Consider the following 14,924-nt stretch of genomic DNA (forward strand, 5'->3'; position numbering starts at 1 on the left):
GTGCTCAGCTCCCCGTCGGACGCAGGAGCGAGACCGCGGTGCGCAGCAGGATGCAGACGTCCTGCCACAGCGACCAGTTGTCGATGTAGGCGTTGTCGAAGCGGGCCCGGTCCTCGATGGAGGTGTCGCCGCGCAGGCCGTGGATCTGGGCCAGACCGGTGATGCCGGTCTGCATGCGGTGGCGGGCGGCGTAGCCCGGGTAGGTCTGGCTGAACTTGGCCACGAAGTAGGGACGTTCGGGGCGGGGGCCGACCAGGCTCATGTCGCCCCACAGGACGTTCCACAGCTGGAGCAGCTCGTCCAGCGAGGTGCGGCGCAGGAAGCGGCAGAACCACGGCATGCGGTACTCGTTGGCCACGCTCCAGCGGGTGGCCGCCTCGTGCTCGTTGACCGGGCGGTGGGTGCGGAACTTCAGCAGCGTGAAGGGCTTCCCGTCCCGGCCGATGCGTTCCTGCCGGAACACCACGCCCCGCCCGCCGGTCAGCCGCAGCAGCACCGCGCACACCAGCAGCAGCGGGCTGACCAGCAGCAACAGCGTCCCGGACACGGTCACGTCCAGCGCCCGCTTGCCGCCGCCCCGCCGCGGGGAGCCCGTCTCCAGCAGCCGGCAGGAGAACCCGGCGAGCTGGTCCAGCGTCCGGCACGACGGCGAGTCGGCGTCCACCTCCCACACCGCGCAGCCCGACTGGGCGAGCGCGCGCAGCAGCGGGCCCTGCTGGGACCGCGCGGAGGGATGCACGACCAGGACGTCCCGCACACCGTTCTGGATGAGGGCGCGCTCGACCTCCTCACCGGTCGTCAGCACCGGCAGCCCCTCCTTGCCGTCCGGCTGCTCGGCCACGACCCCCACCGGCCGCACCCCGCTCCGCGGATGGCGCAGCACGGCGGCGGCCACCCGCTGCGCGGTGGCGACGGGGCCGATGACGAGGGCGGCGCGCGGCCGGGCGAGCCGCACCGCGCGCCGCTGCGCGTGCACGAGGCCGCGGCCCACGCAGGCCGTAGCCGACTGGAGCAGGAAGCCGCCGGCCAGCGTGCCGAAGCTCAGCGCGCGCTCCGGCGCGTACGCCGCCACGAGCGCCGCGACCGCGAGCCAGCCCACCGCGATCCGGCCGCAGACGGCGGGCAGTTCGTCGAGGATTCCCTGCACGGACCGGGCGAGGCGCGGGCGCAGCAGTAACGACGCGGTCACCAGCAGGGCCACGAGCAGCGGATGGCGCTCGGCCTCCGCCACGGCGCAGGCGCCCAGCAGGGCGGCGACCACGTCCGCGGCGAGCAGCGGAGCCGGTGAGGCCGACCGGGCCGGAGGCCGGCGCAGCGGGAACCGGAAACCGGCGTCGGCGCCGCGCGGCGGCATGACCGAGACGGGCGAGAATCCGAGATCCCGTGCCTGCCCACCGGGCGAGGGGACGGTGCTTTCCGCAGTCACGAGTGGAGGAACTCCCTGTACTCGGTGGGCGCGACGCCCATGGCGGCCCGGCCGCCGAGCAGGTCGCGGTACACGCCCGCCACCGCCTCGGCCGTGTGCCGCACGTCGTGGGTGGACAGGGCGTGACGGCGCCCCTGGTGGCCGAGCGACTCGCGCAGCAGCGGGTCGAGCAGCAGCCCCGCGACGGCCCCGGCGAGAGCGGCCGGGTTCTCCGGCGGCACCAGACAGCGCGGGACGAGGCCGGGCGGCAGGCTCTCCCGGGCGCCATCCACGTCCGTCACCACCACCGGCCGCCCGCACGCCATCGCCTCCAGCGGAGCGAGCGCCATGCCCTCCCAGCGCGACGGCAGGACGACCAGGTCGGCGGCCTGGTACCAGGGCAGGGTGTCGGTGACGGCCCCCGCGAACAGCACGGATCCCGGGGCGCGAGTACGCAGTCCGTCCAGGTCCGGTCCGTCGCCGACCAGCACGAGGCGGGCGTCCGGCACCCGCTGGAGGATCCCCTCCCACGCCCGGAGCAGGACGTCCTGCCCCTTCTGCCGGCACAGCCGTCCCACACACGCCACCAGCGGCGCCGCGGGATCGACGTCCGGCAGGAGCGCGGTCCGTACCGTGCCGACGGCGGCGGGGTGGAAACGCTCGGTGTCGATGCCGTTGGGGATGACACTCCACCGCCCGGTCACCCCGGCGCGCACGCCGGTCCTGCGCTCCGCCGCGCTCACGCACACCACCCTGGACGCCCAACGCGCCCCCCACCGCTCCCACCGCAGCGCCAGCTCGGCGGTGGTCCCGCCGACCGCCTCGAACGACCAGGCGTGCGGCTGGAACACGGTCGGGATCCGCCCCCGCACGGCCAGCCGGCCGGCCAGACCGGCCTTCGCGCTGTGCGCGTGCACCAGATCGGGGCGTACGTCCTCGATCACGCGAGCGAGCCGACGTACCTCTCGAACGAGTGTCGGGCCCGGCGAGCGGGTGGCCGCCCAGTGCCGTACGTCGGCGCCGAGCGCCCGCAGGGCCGGGGCGAGCGGAGCGTTGGGGCAGGCGACCGTGACCCGGAGGCCGGCCCGCAGCTGGGCTCGCACCAGGTCCGTCAGCACGCGGGCGACCCCGCCGTCCACGGGCTGGGTGAGATGCAGGACCCGAGGCCGAGGGTCGGGTGCTGGCTGGTGCATGCGCGGTTTCCTCGCTCACGGACGGCGCTGGGACGGGCGGGAACGCACCTACGCGCGGGCGTCTACGGCGACGAAGCACGCCGGGCCCACGCCGCGTCCCGCTGGGAAACGAGCCGGGAGGCCGGCTGGTCACCACCCGATCGCAGAGCCTTGCCCGGTTCGAACACAGGGGTGCGGCAGGAGGTCCGCAACTCTAGCCCCTGTCCGCATTTATTCCGAGAAGCCGGATATCTGTGTCGGATTGGTCAACCGGGGTCACTCGTGAGATCACCCCATTGGCGGCACAACCCGCGTGGGCCGCACGCGTTGACACAGCGCCGGGCATCCCCGCCCGGATGTTTTGGTCAACACCAAGGAGCACTTCTCCATGTCGCGTATCGCGAAGGGCCTGGCCCTGACCACCGTTGCGGCCGCCGCCGTTGCGGGCACCGCCGGCATCGCCACCGCCGACAGCGGCGCGCAGGGCGCTGCCGCTCACTCCCCGGGCGTGCTGTCGGGCAACGTCGTCCAGGTTCCGGTCCACATTCCGGTCAACGTCTGCGGCAACACCGTCAACGTCATCGGTCTGCTGAACCCCGCGTTCGGCAACGAGTGCGAGAACGACTGACGTCGGCTCGAACCCCCCTTTACCGGCCGCCCTCCCGTGGTTCTTCCTCGGGAGGGCGGCCGGTTCGCGTGCTGATCGCCTCGCCCGACCGGGGTGGCGCTCGAGAGGAACCCGGCCGGCCCGGGTGTCCCGTCGGCGTCCCGTGGGCCCGTCCCCGACACGGACACGCCTCTCGCCCAGGCGCCGCCCTCGCAGCCCGATGAGCCGGGTCTACCGGCGAACCGACCCGGGCGGGTCGCGGAAACCTTCCGCGTTCGGGGTTTCCGCCCAGGCCGGGGCTCGTTAGGCACGGCGTCAGAATTTCCTCTGGTGGCGTGAGCCGCCGAAGAAAGGAACACGATGAAGTCCCTGAAGGCTGCCGCTGTAGTTGCCGGTTCCATGGTCCTCGCCGGTGTCGCCGCGCCCGCGTTCGCCCACGACACCGCCGACCTCACGCCCACCAGCCTCAACGGCGCCGTGGACACGCTCGCCAAGGGCGGCCTCGAGCCCACCGACGTGATGCCGCTGCAGCACCAGTCGGACGCGCTCGACACCGAGAACAAGGACTCGGTGCTCAGCACGGTCAAGGGTGCGACCACCACGCTGAACTCCAGTGGGCTTCTCGGCGGACTTCCGCTGCAGAGCTGACGTATCCCGGAGCTCTCGCGGCAAGGGCCGATTCCGTGTCGTACGGAACCGGCCCTTCGTGCTGTTCGAGGCGCATCCCTCGTTCGTGTGGTCGGGTCGGGGGCAATCGCCCGGTCGGGTGAGAACACGACCGGCCCATTCCGGCGCGTCGGTAAGGTCGCGCGGTGACCTCAACCCGAAGCGAAACCCGCCCTTTCCACGCCCCCGACCTGGGCACGCTCGTCGTGATGGCCTGGAGCGGCGAAGCCCCCGACGGCGACATGCCCTACCTCCTCGCCTACTCACTCGGGGACGGCGCGAACGGTCCGGAGGCCTCGACGGCCGCCGTCGAAGCGCTGCTGGAGAACAACGGCATGCCCGTCGGCGGCGACCTCGTCGACGGCAACGCCCGGCCCAGCCTGCCGGTCAGCCTGCTCGTCGAGGCCGGCACGGCCGTCGTCAACATGCCGGGCTTCAACGCCCAGTGCACCCCGCCCCCGGAGTGGCTCGCGGCCGTCGGCGAACGCGGCTTCGCCTACTTCGTGTTCACCACCCGCCCCTGGCCCGAGGCCGAGCCGGGCAAGCCCGTCGAGCCGGAGGCGCTGGCCGCCTTCGCGGGCGCCGACGACACCCTGAACGCGGCGGCGCACCTCGTGCTGCCGGCCCGCAGCCTGCGCGGCTGATGGCCGAGGCCGCGGGACTGCGGGCGCGGACCGCCGGCTCCGGCCGGGGGCTCGCCCTGCTGCTGGTGGTCACGGGAGCGGCCGGACTACTGGCCTCCTGGGTCATCACCCTCGACAAGTTCAAGCTGTTGGAGGACCCGGACTTCACCCCGGGCTGCAGTCTGAACCCGGTGGTGTCCTGCGGCAGCGTCATGAAGAGCGACCAGGCCGAGGTCTTCGGCTTCCCCAACCCGATGCTGGGCCTGGTCGCCTACGGCATCGTGGTCTGCGTCGGCATGAGCCTGCTGGCCGGTGCGGCCTTCCCGCGCTGGTACTGGCTGACCCTCGACGCCGGCTGCCTGTTCGGCGTCGGGTTCGTGTCCTGGCTGCAGTTCGAGTCGCTGTACCGGATCAACGCGCTGTGCCTGTGGTGCTGTCTCGCGTGGATCGCCACGATCCTCGTGTTCTGGTACGTGACCTCGTTCGCCGTACGGCGTGAGTTCCTGCCCGCGCCACCCTGGTTGCGGTCGTTCCTGGACGAATTCACCTGGGTGCCGCCGGTGTTGCACCTCGGCGTCGTCGGCATGCTCGTGCTGACCCGTTGGTGGGACTTCTGGACGAGCTGACCGCCGTACGTCGTACTACTGCGGCAGTCGGGGGAATCTTGCGCTGGTGACCGCCCCGGGATCGTTACGCGGTCAGGACGTTGAGCACCCCGATTCCTGAAAGGGACCGTACCTGACATGAAGTCGACCACCCGAGGAACCCTTGCCGCCGTCATCACGGGCGTCGCGGCCGCGGTGGGGGCCACCGCGACCCCCGCCGCAGCGGTGGACACGGTCCCCGTCCCGGTGCCGCTGGAGGGCGTCGAGCACTCCCTCAACATGGAGCTGCCCAAGCTCGGCGGGGAGATCCCGCTGCTGACGCCGGGCGTGCCCGAGGGGCCGCGGTACGTCGAGGGGCGCCTCATCCCGGATCGTGTGATCCCGCAGCTGCCGGTCAGCGGCGCGCTGCCCGGCGCCGGCCTGCGGGCCCCGCTGCCGCACCTCCTCGGTGACGACTTCGACCACGTCGGCGTCGACGCGCCCGCCTCCGACCTGCGCACCCTGGCGCCGGGCCTGACCCTGGACGCCCCGCTGACCCCGCCCAACCCCGACAACTTCGGTCTGCCCGAGCCGAAGCTGCCGCAGGTCGGCCTGCTCGCGCCGGTGCTGCGGACCGTGCCGGGGGCCGACCTGGGGACGGGTCCCGGCCTGTAGCGACGGAGCGCCGCACCGGCCGCGTCGGCCGTGGGGACAGGGCCCGGGACCGTGTGCGGCGGACCGGGCCCTTCGGCTGTCCGGACCGGATGTTCATCTCTTGGGCCGCCGGACGGTGACCGGGCGGGCCGCCGGGCGGTTACCGGTGCAGAAAGCCGAACCGGACGAGGAGCAGACATGGTCGTGAGCGCAGGCGGAGTGCCGGTGGGTGCGGAACCCTCAGCGACGAGCGCGGTGAGAGGCGGCCCCGTGCGCGGAAGCCGACGGGACCTGCTGCGCGGGCTGCTCGCCCCCGCCGTCGCGCTGGCACTCACCCCGATCGTCGCGGCCTCCCGACCGCTCCGCGCCGACGGGCCGCCCGCCGACCTCGCCTTCGACGAGACCTACCGGGGCCGCCACATCCGAGGCGTGCGGACCTCCGCGACGGCCGCGGGACGCGCCTTCGAGGGCGACCGGTGGCACGTCACCGTGGACGGCCGGCCCCTGCACCTGATGCGCCGCGCCGACGGCACCTGGCTGAGCATGGTCGACCACTACCGGTCGTACGCCACGCCGCTGGAGGCCGCCCGCGCGGCCGTCGACGAGCTGGGCCCGGGGCAGCGGCTGCGCGCCCCCGGGATGACCGGGGGACCTGAAGGGGGCATGGGGGGACACCATGGCGTACACGCGTAAGGACGTCAGCACGCTGACCGCCGCCGAGAAACGGCGGTTCGTGAAGGCGCTGCTGGAGATCAAACGCCGCGGCGAGTACGACGAGTTCGTGCGGATGCACATCGAGTACTACGTAGCCGACGGCGAGGGCGAACTGCGTACGGCCCACATGACGCCGTCGTTCCTGCCCTGGCACCGGCAGTTCCTGCTGGACCTGGAGCGGGCGCTGCGCAAGGTGGACCCGTCGGTGAGCGTGCCCTACTGGGACTGGACGAAGGACCGCACGAAATCCTCCGCGCCCTGGACCAGGGACCTGCTCGGCGGTGACGGACGGCGCTCGGACCGGCAGGTGACGACCGGGCCGTTCGCCTACAAGGAGGGCAACTGGACCCTCAAGGAGGGCGTCACCGACGGGGAGTTCCTCACCCGGGACCTCGGACGGGCCCGCGACCCCATGGCCCTGCCGACGAAGAGCGAGCTGGAGTGGGCCCTGAAGGACCCCCTCTACGACGTCTCGCCCTGGGACTCCACGGTCACCAGGGGGTTCCGCAACAAGCTGGAGGGGTGGGGCACCGGGCGGGGCAGCGCCGCCTGGCGCAACCACAACCGGGTGCACCGCTGGGTCGGCGGCGTCATGGTCGGCGGGGCCTCCGTGAACGACCCCGTCTTCTGGCTGCACCACGCCTTCGTCGACCTGTGCTGGTCCCGCTGGCAGCGTCGGCACCGCGAGCACCGCTACCTGCCCGCGAAGCCGCCCGGGCCGGGCAGCGACCAGCGCGGCCGGATCGTCGCCCGGCACCAGAAGCTGCCGCCGTGGGACGTCACGCCGGACGAGCTGGAGGACCACGGGCGGATCTACCGGTACGCCTGAGCCGGCTGGAGCCGGACGCGCGAGAGCCCCGGCGCTCGGAGGTGCCGGGGCTCTCTGGTGTGCGTGCGGTGGGTCAGCCGCCGTAGCCGTTGCCGTTGCCGTGGCCGTGACCACCCGGGCCGGGGTGGCCGGCCTTGCTGTCGTCGACGTTGGCGCACTGGTTGCCGAACGCCGGGTTGAGCAGGCCGATCACGTTGACCGTGTTCCCGCACACGTTGACCGGCACGTGGATCGGGACCTGGACGACGTTGCCCGACAGGACGCCGGGGGAGCCGATGGCGGCGGCCTCGGCTCCCGCGTCCGCCATGGCCATGCCGGCGCCACTGATGACCACGGCACCGGTGCCGAGGACCACTCCGGCTGCCTTCGCGATGCGAGACATCACGTTCTCCTTCTGACTCGGTGAGTACGGCGGCATGACGTGCCGTCGCACTTCCCGTTCAACGCCTCGGCCCACCCCTGGTAACGGCAGTCGTGGGCGGATCACCCTTTTTGAACAGGGAATCGGCCGCGGACGGGGGGAGGGGGCGCGCCCCGGGCGGCGGGAAAATGGCTTTGATCGGGTCGCGGCCGTTCTCTAGCCTCCCGTCATGGAATTCGACCGAACGACCCTGGCCCGACTGTTCGCCGAGGAGAGCCGGGTGCGGGTCTTCGCGGCCGTGGCCCTGGGGGCGCGGGGCCCGGCGGAGGTGGCCCGGGCGGCCGGCCTGTCCACGAAGGAGACCGCCCTCGCGCTGTTGCGGCTGCGTGAGCAGGGTGTCATCACGGCGGGGGACGACGGGGCACTGCGGGTGGCGTACGACCTGTTCAAGGAGCAGGCGCGGGCGGCCGTGCGCCGACAGGCGGAGCAGGCGGAGGTGGGGCGGGCGGAGGTGGAGCCGGTCGGTGGGGACGAGCGCACCGACATGATCCTGCGGACCTTCGTCCGGCAGGGCCGACTGCTCAGGCTGCCCGCGCAGTGGACCCGCAAGAAGCTGGTGCTGCGGTACATCGCCGAGCAGACCTTCGAGCCGGGCATCGAGTACCCCGAGCGGATCGTCAACGAGAAGCTGCGGGCCTGGAGCGAGGGCGGCGAGACCGACCATGTGACGCTCCGGCGCTATCTGGTGGACCTGCACGAGCTGCGCCGCGACGAGGGGATCTACCGGCGACCGGTTTCGGTGGCCGGGGCCGACGTCGTCTGACGTGGGCGAGTGCGTCCGCCGGGGCCGTCGACCGCCGGCGGCCCGCTGTCACGGCAGTCGTCGGACGGGCGAACCCGCCAGGAACGCCTGGATGTTCTCGACCGCCTGCCCGTAGTACGTGCGGTAGTTGGCCTGCGAGACATAGCCGAGGTGGGGCGTGGCGAGCAGGCGGGGGGCCGTGCGCATCGGGTGGTCGGCGGGGAGGGGCTCGGTGTCGAAGACGTCGACTCCCGCGCCGGCGATACGGCCTTCGACGAGGGCGGCGAGCAGGGCGTCCTGGTCGACGATCGCGGAACGCGAGGTGTTGACCAGGTAGGCGGTCGGTTTGAGGAGGGCGAGTTCGGCGGGGCCGAGCAGGCCCCGGGTGCGGTCGCCGAGCGCGAGATGGATCGACACGAAGTCGCTCTGGGAGAGCAACTCCTCCTTGGAGGCGGCGAGTTCGACGCCCACCTCGTCGGCCCGCTCCTGGCTGAGGTGCCGGCTCCAGGCGCCCACCCGCATGCCGAAGGCGAGGCCGACCTGGGCCACCCGGCTGCCGATCTTGCCGAGACCGAGAAGGCCCAGGCGGCGGCCGTGCAGGTCGGCGCCGACCGTCTGCTGCCAGGGACCGCCGGAGCGCAGGGCGTTGCTCTCCTCGACGATCCCGCGGGCCAGGCCGAGCAGCAGGGCCCAGGTCAGTTCGACGGGTGGCGTGGAGGAACTCGCCGTACCGCACACGGTGACGCCGTGAGCCTCGGCGGCCGCGTAGTCGATGACCGTGTTGCGCATACCGGAGGCGACGAGCAGCTTCAGCCGGGGCAGGCGGGCGAACAGCGAGGCCGGGAAGGGCACGCGTTCGCGCAGGGTGACCACGATGTCGACGTCGGCCAGGGCCGCGGCGAGGGCGTCCTCGCCGGCGAGGTGCTCGCGCAGCGCGACGACCTCCACGTCCTCCTCGACCGCAGACCAGTCGGCGGATCCGGCCGCCGCCCCCTGGAAGTCGTCCAGCACCGCACAGCGAAGTCGCACGTCGTCTCTCCCCTTGTCGCCGGTTACGTGACCGTACACGGACACCCTGAGCGGGCCGTCCGCGCGGCGGGGGTCCGACCGCCCGTACGTGACGGCGTGCCGAGCGCCTCCCATGGGCGTAGCGTCCTCATAGTGGCGCGAACGGGTACGTCCGGCGTGCGCGCGCCGCATCCACAGGGGAGCGGAGGGCAGCCCCGGCCGTCCGCGGAAGTCTCCCGCGATGCTGGAGGTGCCTCGTGACCAGCGCGGGTGATGCGCCCGCCGACAACGGTGAGGTCGACGCCGTGTTCGCGGAGACGGTGCGCCGTACCGGCGCGTCCATCGGCGCCCTGTACCTGCTCGCACCGGACGAGCAGCTGTTGTGGCTGGACGTGCTGTGCGGGGCACCGGCCGATTTCGCCGCACCGTGGGCGACCGTACCGATGACCGCTCCGGCACCGGTGGCCGTCGCGGTCCGCGAGGACCGTCTGGTGTGGGTGGGCAGCCAGGAGGAGATGGCCCGCTCCTATCCGCGCACCGCGATGGTGCTGCCCTACCCGCTGGCGCTGGTCGCCGCGCCGGTCACCGGCACCCGTCGGTGGGGCGCGTTGCTGCTGATGTGGTCGGCCGACCGTCCGCCCTATATGACCGGGCGGGAGCGGAGTCACATCGCGTCCCGCTGCCGGCGGCTGGCCCGGGCGCTGGAGGGAGCCGTCGAGCGCGGCAGGCCACCGGTTCGCGGCGACAGGCCACGCGTCGTCACCACCGGCACCGGCCGCCGGTCCGCGAGTCCGGCGACGGCCGCCGCCGACTTCGCCGAGCGACTGCCCGGCGGAAGCTGCGCCCTGGACCTGGAGGGGCGCTTCACCTACGTCAGCTCCGGTGCCAGCGCCCTGCTGGGCTGCGAAGCCGGTCAGCTGCTGGGCACGCTGCCGTGGCAGTCCCTGCGCTGGCTCGACGATCCCACCTACGAGGACCGCTACCGGGCCGCTGTGATCAGCCGAGAGGCCGTCGCCTTCACCGCGTGCCGCCCGCCGGACCGGTGGCTCGACTTCCACCTCTATCCGGACGCCAGCGGGATCAGCGTCCGCATCGTTCCCACTGGCGCACAGCCTCCGCCGGTGCCGGGGGCGGTCCGGTCCACGCGCACCGTCACACCGGCCCGCGCGGGCCGGATCTACCAGCTCACCCACCTCGCCGCCGCACTGACCGAGGTCGTCGGTGTGCAGGACGTCATCGACCTGGTCGCCGACCAGATCATGCCCGCCTTCGACGCCCAGGGTCTGGTGCTGTCCACCGCGGACGCCGGCCGGCTCCGGATCATGGGCTCCCGCGGCTACGACGCCCACGTCATCGAACGCCTCGACGCGCTGCCTGTCGACACCGACTTCACCCCTGCCGGGCGGGCCCTCCACAGCGGTATCCCCGCGTTCTTCGCCGACCCGGAGGAGATGCGGCGCATCTACCCGGAGGCACCGCTGATCAGCGGAAAACAGGCCTGGGCCTTCCTGCCGCTGATCATCTCCGGCCGTCCCGTCGGCTGCTGCGTCCTGTCCTACGACCACCCGCACAGCTTCCCGGCCGAGGAACGCGCCGTCCTGACCTCGATCGCCGGGCTCATCGCCCAGGCACTCGACCGCGCCCGCCTGTACGACACCAAACTCCAGCTCGCCCACGGCCTCCAACAGGCACTGCTCCCGCGCACCCTCCCCTCGATCACCGGCCTGCGCGTCGCCGCCCGCTACCTGCCCGCCACCCGTGGCATGGACATCGGCGGAGACTTCTACGACCTGATCCGGCTCGGCGACACCGCCGCCGCGGCCGTCATCGGCGACGTCCAGGGCCACAACGTGGCCGCCGCCGCTCTGATGGGCCAGGTCCGTACCGGTGTCTACGCCCACGCGACCCTCGGCACCTCCCCCGACCAGGTCCTCGCCCGAACCAACCGGCTCCTCGCCGACCTCGCCCCCGACCTCTTCACCAGCTGCCTGTACGCCCACCTGGACTTCGCCCGCCGACGTGTCACCCTGGCCTCCGCCGGCCATCCGCCACCCCTCCTGCGCCTCCCCGGCGGCGACACCCGGCCCCTCGACGTCCCGCCCGGTCCGCTCCTGGGAATCGACCCCGACGCCGTCTTCCCCCTGACCGAGATCCCGCTCACCCCCGGCCTGACGATCGCCTTCTACACCGACGGCCTGGTCGAGACACCGGGCGTCGACCTCGACGACTCCATCGCCGGCCTCGCACGTCATCTCGCCGACGCCGACGACCGGGACCTGGAGCAGCTGATCGACGAGTTGCTGAGAAAGGCCAGCGCGACCGGGCAGCGCACCGACGACGTCGCGCTCCTCGTCCTGCACGTCGAATCCGGCCGCTGACATCAGATCCGCTCGAACCGTCGATCGACGGTTCGAGCGCGAGACCACGGGGGTACCCGTGGGGTTCCCCTTCCTGCCCGGAACTTCCGGAGGTGATGGCAGTGACAACCTCTCACGGGTCGTCGATGGAAACCCATCCCGACATCGTCGCCATGCGCCACCGTCATGAGATGGCGGAGCGCGCCACCAGTACGCCCAGGGCGCAGGCCATCGAGACCATGGCCTTCCTCACCGGCGTGTATCTGGCGGCCTCCCCGTGGATCGCGGGGTTCAGCGACCTGACCGCTCTCGCGGTCAACAACCTCGTGGTCGGTATCGCCTACGCGCTGTTGATGAGCGGAGGCTTCGGCCGCGCCTACGAGCGGACGCACAGCATGGCGTGGGCCGCCTGCGCGCTGGGTGCGTGGACCATCATCGCGCCATGGGCCGTCGCCGGTGACGTCAGCACGACCAGGACCATATGGAACAACATCATCGTCGGCGTCATCGGCCTCCTGATGGGTCTGGCCGCCAGCGCCGTCGCCAACGAGAAGCGGTCGTCGCGAGCCGGACAGGGTATGAGCGCCTCGTAGCCGAGGTGGCCGTACAGAGCTCGGGCCGCCGTACCCCGCCCGAAGCCCGGACCGGCCGTTCCGGTCCGGGCGACGGCGGCTCCGTGTTGCCGAGGAGCCGTCGCCCGGTCGGGGCCCGGTCGGTGCCCCGGCCGCTCAGTCCTGGGCCGGGGCCTTCTTCCTGCCCACCAGTACCAGGGCCGTGCCGCCGATCACCACGAGGGCGATCGCGGTACCCGCGATCATCGGCGTGGCGTTGGAGCCGCCGGTCTCGGCGAGGTTCACGTCCGTGGAGGTGCCGCCCACCGTGGCAGGGCTGGGCTCACTGAGGGTCTGGGTAGCGTCGCCGGCCGCGCTGCCCTCGGTCCGGCAGTCCAGAACGCCGGTGAAGCGCTTCTCGAGGCCTCCCGGGCCGGTGATCGTGAAGTCGTAGGCCTGGTCCTCCTGGAGCGGGATGGTCACCGTGCGCGACTCGCCCGCCGGGATGCTGTGCTCGGTCCCCATGAGCTCGAAGGCGAAGACCTCGTCGCCCACGTTGGCGGCGGTGATGTCGAGGCCGCCCTCGGCGCAGTTCTTCGCCGCGGACAGGGCGGGTATCGCGCCTTCCGCGGCCCAGGTCGCGCCCGCCGTCGCCGAGACCGTCGACTCGCTGGAGCCGGCCAGGATCTGCGTCTGGCTGCGGCTCTCGGAGGTGAGGGCGCGGCCGACCGGCACGGTGGTCGACGCCTGTACGGTCAGCTCGGCTGAGCCGTCCGGCGCGTCCTCGGGCACGTCGATGAAGAGTTCACTGCCGTCGACCGCGGACGTGATGACCTTGCCGTCCTTGCCGACGATCCGCACCCCGCTGGTGGCGGCGTCCGCCGGCGGGGTCAGTGTCACGCCGGCCGCGTTGGTGTGCACCGTGACCGGGCCGAGCAGTTCGCCGGGGTGACCGGAGACGGCGGGCGGGTCGAGCGTCAGGGACGCCACGGGCTCCGCCAGGTTCCGGGCGCTCTTGTGCAGGTAGTCCGCGAGCCTCTCGGCCTGCGGGTCGACGGCGTCGACGGCCGCGCCGTCTGAGTAACGCCAGATGGCCACCTGGGTACCGGCCGCCGCGTCCTGCTCGGTGAGGCCGCCGTTCACGCCGGCCGCCGCCGCGAGTGCCGCGAGGTCGTTGACCTGCGGGTAGGAGTTCTGCAGGATCCAACGGATCTTGCCGGCATCCTTGTTGGCGGCCAGTGAGGTGCCGCTCCACGGGGTCTCGTGGTACTTGGCGTCGCGCTGCGTGGGGTTGTGGAGGTCGACGCAGTACGTCTGCAGGGTGCCGCCGCCCTCGACGGACATCTCGAACAGACCCGCCGACACCGTCAGGTCCCCGGCCTCGTCGTGTATGACGGCGTCGCCGTACGTCTTCAGGCCACCTATCGTGGCGGTCGCCCCGCCCTGGTTCTGCGCCGTCTCGTCGGCGGACGCCGTGGCCCCGCCGGCCAGCACACCGGCGGCGACCAGCCCGGACACCAACGTGACGGCGGCGAGGCGGGCCGCGCCTCGCCCGCGCACCGACAGCGCGGTCAACGAAGAAAACACAGAATTCCCCTTCGAGCAGGACCCGTTGACGTGGGGGGCGTGGTCCCACCAGCAGAAACAGAAACCCCGAGAGTTACCTTCGGCATCCTAGGTACGTGGCGTGCCGCGCTTCCCGGTGATGTCGGCGGTCAACCGATCCGACTCGGAATCGTTATCGCCAGGACCGCCCGTGAGCAGGGCTTATCGACAAATCCACTGCGGTCGTTCGGCGCGCACTCGCCGATAAGCCGCACTTCGGTCAGCCTCCGTCGACCGGAACCTCGGCCTCCGTCAGCCGGGGCCTCGGCCTCCCGTCCGGGTCCGTCCGGGCCGGTCGGTGTCCGCCGGTGGCTGACCTCACGTCACCGTGGCTGGTTCCGGACGCTGTTGGGCATCCGCGTCCGCGGGTGGCGGTGTCTCCCAGCTGGGTTCGGGCTGCGACGGCGTCCCGGCCGTTCCCGCCTCCGGGCGGGAGGCGCGGCGGAAGGCCGAGGTGCCGCGCGCGAGATCGTGGCCGATCGCCAGCGCGTCGATGTCGGCCGACGTCCAGCTCTGGCCCTCGCGTACGTCCGAGCGCACCTTCAGCCTGCCCTGCACCACGACGGGGTCCCCCACGCTCAGTGACGCGGCCGCGTTGGTGGCGAGCTGCCGGTTGGCCCACACGGTGAAGAAGTTGGTGTGGCCGTCCGTCCAGGTGTTCTTCTCTCGGTCCCAGTACCGCGAGGTCACCGCCAGCCGGAAGCGCGCCGACGCTCCCGACGCCAGCTCCCGGAACACCGGCTGCGTCGCCACGTTGCCCACCGCGCAGATGACCGTCTCGTTCATCTCGATCCCCTCCCTCGCCCGAGCGCACGCCGAGCGGGTACGCGTACGGGCCCCTCCCGTACGGCCGCGTCCGCCGCGACGCGGCGAGCCCTGTGCCCGCCGCGATCACCGCGATCGCCGCGAAGCCAGACTGCCGCCGTCGGGCCGAGCCCGCGGAGCGCTGTGGACCACCGCCGGACTGTGGACAACTCCACCACCCG

General features: G+C 72.5%; 16 protein-coding genes. 10 read left to right on the plus strand and 6 right to left on the minus strand.

Going from position 1 to position 14,924, the window contains the following annotated elements:
* Window positions 1-4: 4 nt before the first annotated feature.
* Both AQJ84_RS37695 and AQJ84_RS37700 read right to left on the minus strand, forming a co-directional pair.
* Window positions 5-1,426 (minus strand): exopolysaccharide biosynthesis polyprenyl glycosylphosphotransferase, encoded by a 1,422-nt coding sequence (locus AQJ84_RS37695; RefSeq protein WP_053193454.1) that lies wholly within the window; start codon window positions 1,424-1,426, stop codon window positions 5-7.
* Window positions 1,423-2,598 carry a glycosyltransferase gene (locus tag AQJ84_RS37700; RefSeq protein ID WP_053193451.1) on the minus strand — a complete coding sequence of 392 codons (1,176 nt, stop codon included), beginning with the start codon at window positions 2,596-2,598 and terminating at the stop codon, window positions 1,423-1,425. The genes AQJ84_RS37695 and AQJ84_RS37700 overlap by 4 nt, the downstream gene beginning before the upstream one ends.
* Window positions 2,599-2,965: 367 nt before the next feature.
* Between AQJ84_RS37700 and chpG the strand changes: the two genes are divergently transcribed.
* The 7 genes from chpG to AQJ84_RS37735 all read left to right on the plus strand — a co-directional run bounded on the left by chpG (window position 2,966) and on the right by AQJ84_RS37735 (window position 7,254).
* Window positions 2,966-3,205 (plus strand): chaplin ChpG, encoded by a 240-nt coding sequence (chpG, locus tag AQJ84_RS37705; protein WP_053193482.1) that lies wholly within the window; start codon window positions 2,966-2,968, stop codon window positions 3,203-3,205.
* A 339-nt stretch (window positions 3,206-3,544) separates the two neighbouring features.
* Window positions 3,545-3,832: a hypothetical protein gene (locus AQJ84_RS37710; RefSeq protein WP_030043766.1), complete on the plus strand. Its 288-nt coding sequence runs from the start codon at window positions 3,545-3,547 to the stop codon at window positions 3,830-3,832.
* A 164-nt stretch (window positions 3,833-3,996) separates the two neighbouring features.
* Window positions 3,997-4,494: a DUF5949 family protein gene (locus AQJ84_RS37715; RefSeq protein ID WP_030043767.1), complete on the plus strand. Its 498-nt coding sequence runs from the start codon at window positions 3,997-3,999 to the stop codon at window positions 4,492-4,494.
* Window positions 4,494-5,099: a vitamin K epoxide reductase family protein gene (locus AQJ84_RS37720; protein ID WP_030043768.1), complete on the plus strand. Its 606-nt coding sequence runs from the start codon at window positions 4,494-4,496 to the stop codon at window positions 5,097-5,099. Before AQJ84_RS37715 ends, AQJ84_RS37720 begins: the two co-directional genes overlap by 1 nt.
* Before the next feature lie 117 nt (window positions 5,100-5,216).
* The gene (locus AQJ84_RS37725; protein WP_030043769.1) at window positions 5,217-5,732 is read left to right on the plus strand and encodes a hypothetical protein; all 516 of its coding nucleotides are present in this window, start codon (window positions 5,217-5,219) and stop codon (window positions 5,730-5,732) included.
* A gap of 177 nt (window positions 5,733-5,909) precedes the next feature.
* On the plus strand, window positions 5,910-6,404 hold the full coding sequence (locus tag AQJ84_RS37730; protein WP_030043770.1) for a tyrosinase cofactor: 495 nt from the start codon (window positions 5,910-5,912) through the stop codon (window positions 6,402-6,404).
* Entirely contained in the window at window positions 6,388-7,254 is an 867-nt protein-coding gene (locus AQJ84_RS37735; protein WP_030043771.1) for a tyrosinase family protein, read from the plus strand. The genes AQJ84_RS37730 and AQJ84_RS37735 overlap by 17 nt, the downstream gene beginning before the upstream one ends.
* A 73-nt stretch (window positions 7,255-7,327) precedes the next feature.
* Here the strand turns inward: AQJ84_RS37735 and AQJ84_RS37740 are convergent, their stop codons facing one another.
* Window positions 7,328-7,636: a chaplin gene (locus AQJ84_RS37740; RefSeq protein WP_053193448.1), complete on the minus strand. Its 309-nt coding sequence runs from the start codon at window positions 7,634-7,636 to the stop codon at window positions 7,328-7,330.
* Window positions 7,637-7,844: 208 nt separating this feature from the next.
* Between AQJ84_RS37740 and AQJ84_RS37745 the strand changes: the two genes are divergently transcribed.
* The gene (locus AQJ84_RS37745) at window positions 7,845-8,438 is read left to right on the plus strand and encodes a DUF2087 domain-containing protein (RefSeq protein ID WP_030043773.1); all 594 of its coding nucleotides are present in this window, start codon (window positions 7,845-7,847) and stop codon (window positions 8,436-8,438) included.
* Window positions 8,439-8,486: 48 nt separating this feature from the next.
* Here AQJ84_RS37745 and AQJ84_RS37750 read toward each other — a convergent pair whose 3' ends face one another.
* A complete protein-coding gene (locus AQJ84_RS37750; RefSeq protein WP_030043774.1) occupies window positions 8,487-9,446 on the minus strand; it encodes a D-2-hydroxyacid dehydrogenase family protein in 960 nt (319 codons plus the stop codon).
* 236 nt (window positions 9,447-9,682) lie between these two features.
* On the opposite strand from AQJ84_RS37750, the gene AQJ84_RS37755 reads away from it, so the two are divergent.
* Both AQJ84_RS37755 and AQJ84_RS37760 read left to right on the plus strand, forming a co-directional pair.
* On the plus strand, window positions 9,683-11,803 hold the full coding sequence (locus tag AQJ84_RS37755; RefSeq protein WP_030043775.1) for a SpoIIE family protein phosphatase: 2,121 nt from the start codon (window positions 9,683-9,685) through the stop codon (window positions 11,801-11,803).
* Between the two features lie 125 nt (window positions 11,804-11,928).
* Window positions 11,929-12,375: an SPW repeat protein gene (locus AQJ84_RS37760; protein ID WP_030043776.1), complete on the plus strand. Its 447-nt coding sequence runs from the start codon at window positions 11,929-11,931 to the stop codon at window positions 12,373-12,375.
* A gap of 135 nt (window positions 12,376-12,510) precedes the next feature.
* Here AQJ84_RS37760 and AQJ84_RS37765 read toward each other — a convergent pair whose 3' ends face one another.
* Window positions 12,511-13,920, minus strand: a complete 1,410-nt coding sequence (locus tag AQJ84_RS37765) for a Cys-Gln thioester bond-forming surface protein (RefSeq protein ID WP_030043777.1) — start codon at window positions 13,918-13,920, stop codon at window positions 12,511-12,513.
* 336 nt (window positions 13,921-14,256) lie between these two features.
* Complete coding sequence (locus AQJ84_RS37770) at window positions 14,257-14,724, minus strand: single-stranded DNA-binding protein (protein ID WP_030043778.1); 468 nt, start codon at window positions 14,722-14,724, stop codon at window positions 14,257-14,259.
* Window positions 14,725-14,924 lie beyond the last annotated feature (200 nt).

This window comes from Streptomyces resistomycificus, from assembly GCF_001514265.1.
Taxonomy (GTDB): Bacteria; Actinomycetota; Actinomycetes; order Streptomycetales; family Streptomycetaceae; genus Streptomyces; species Streptomyces resistomycificus.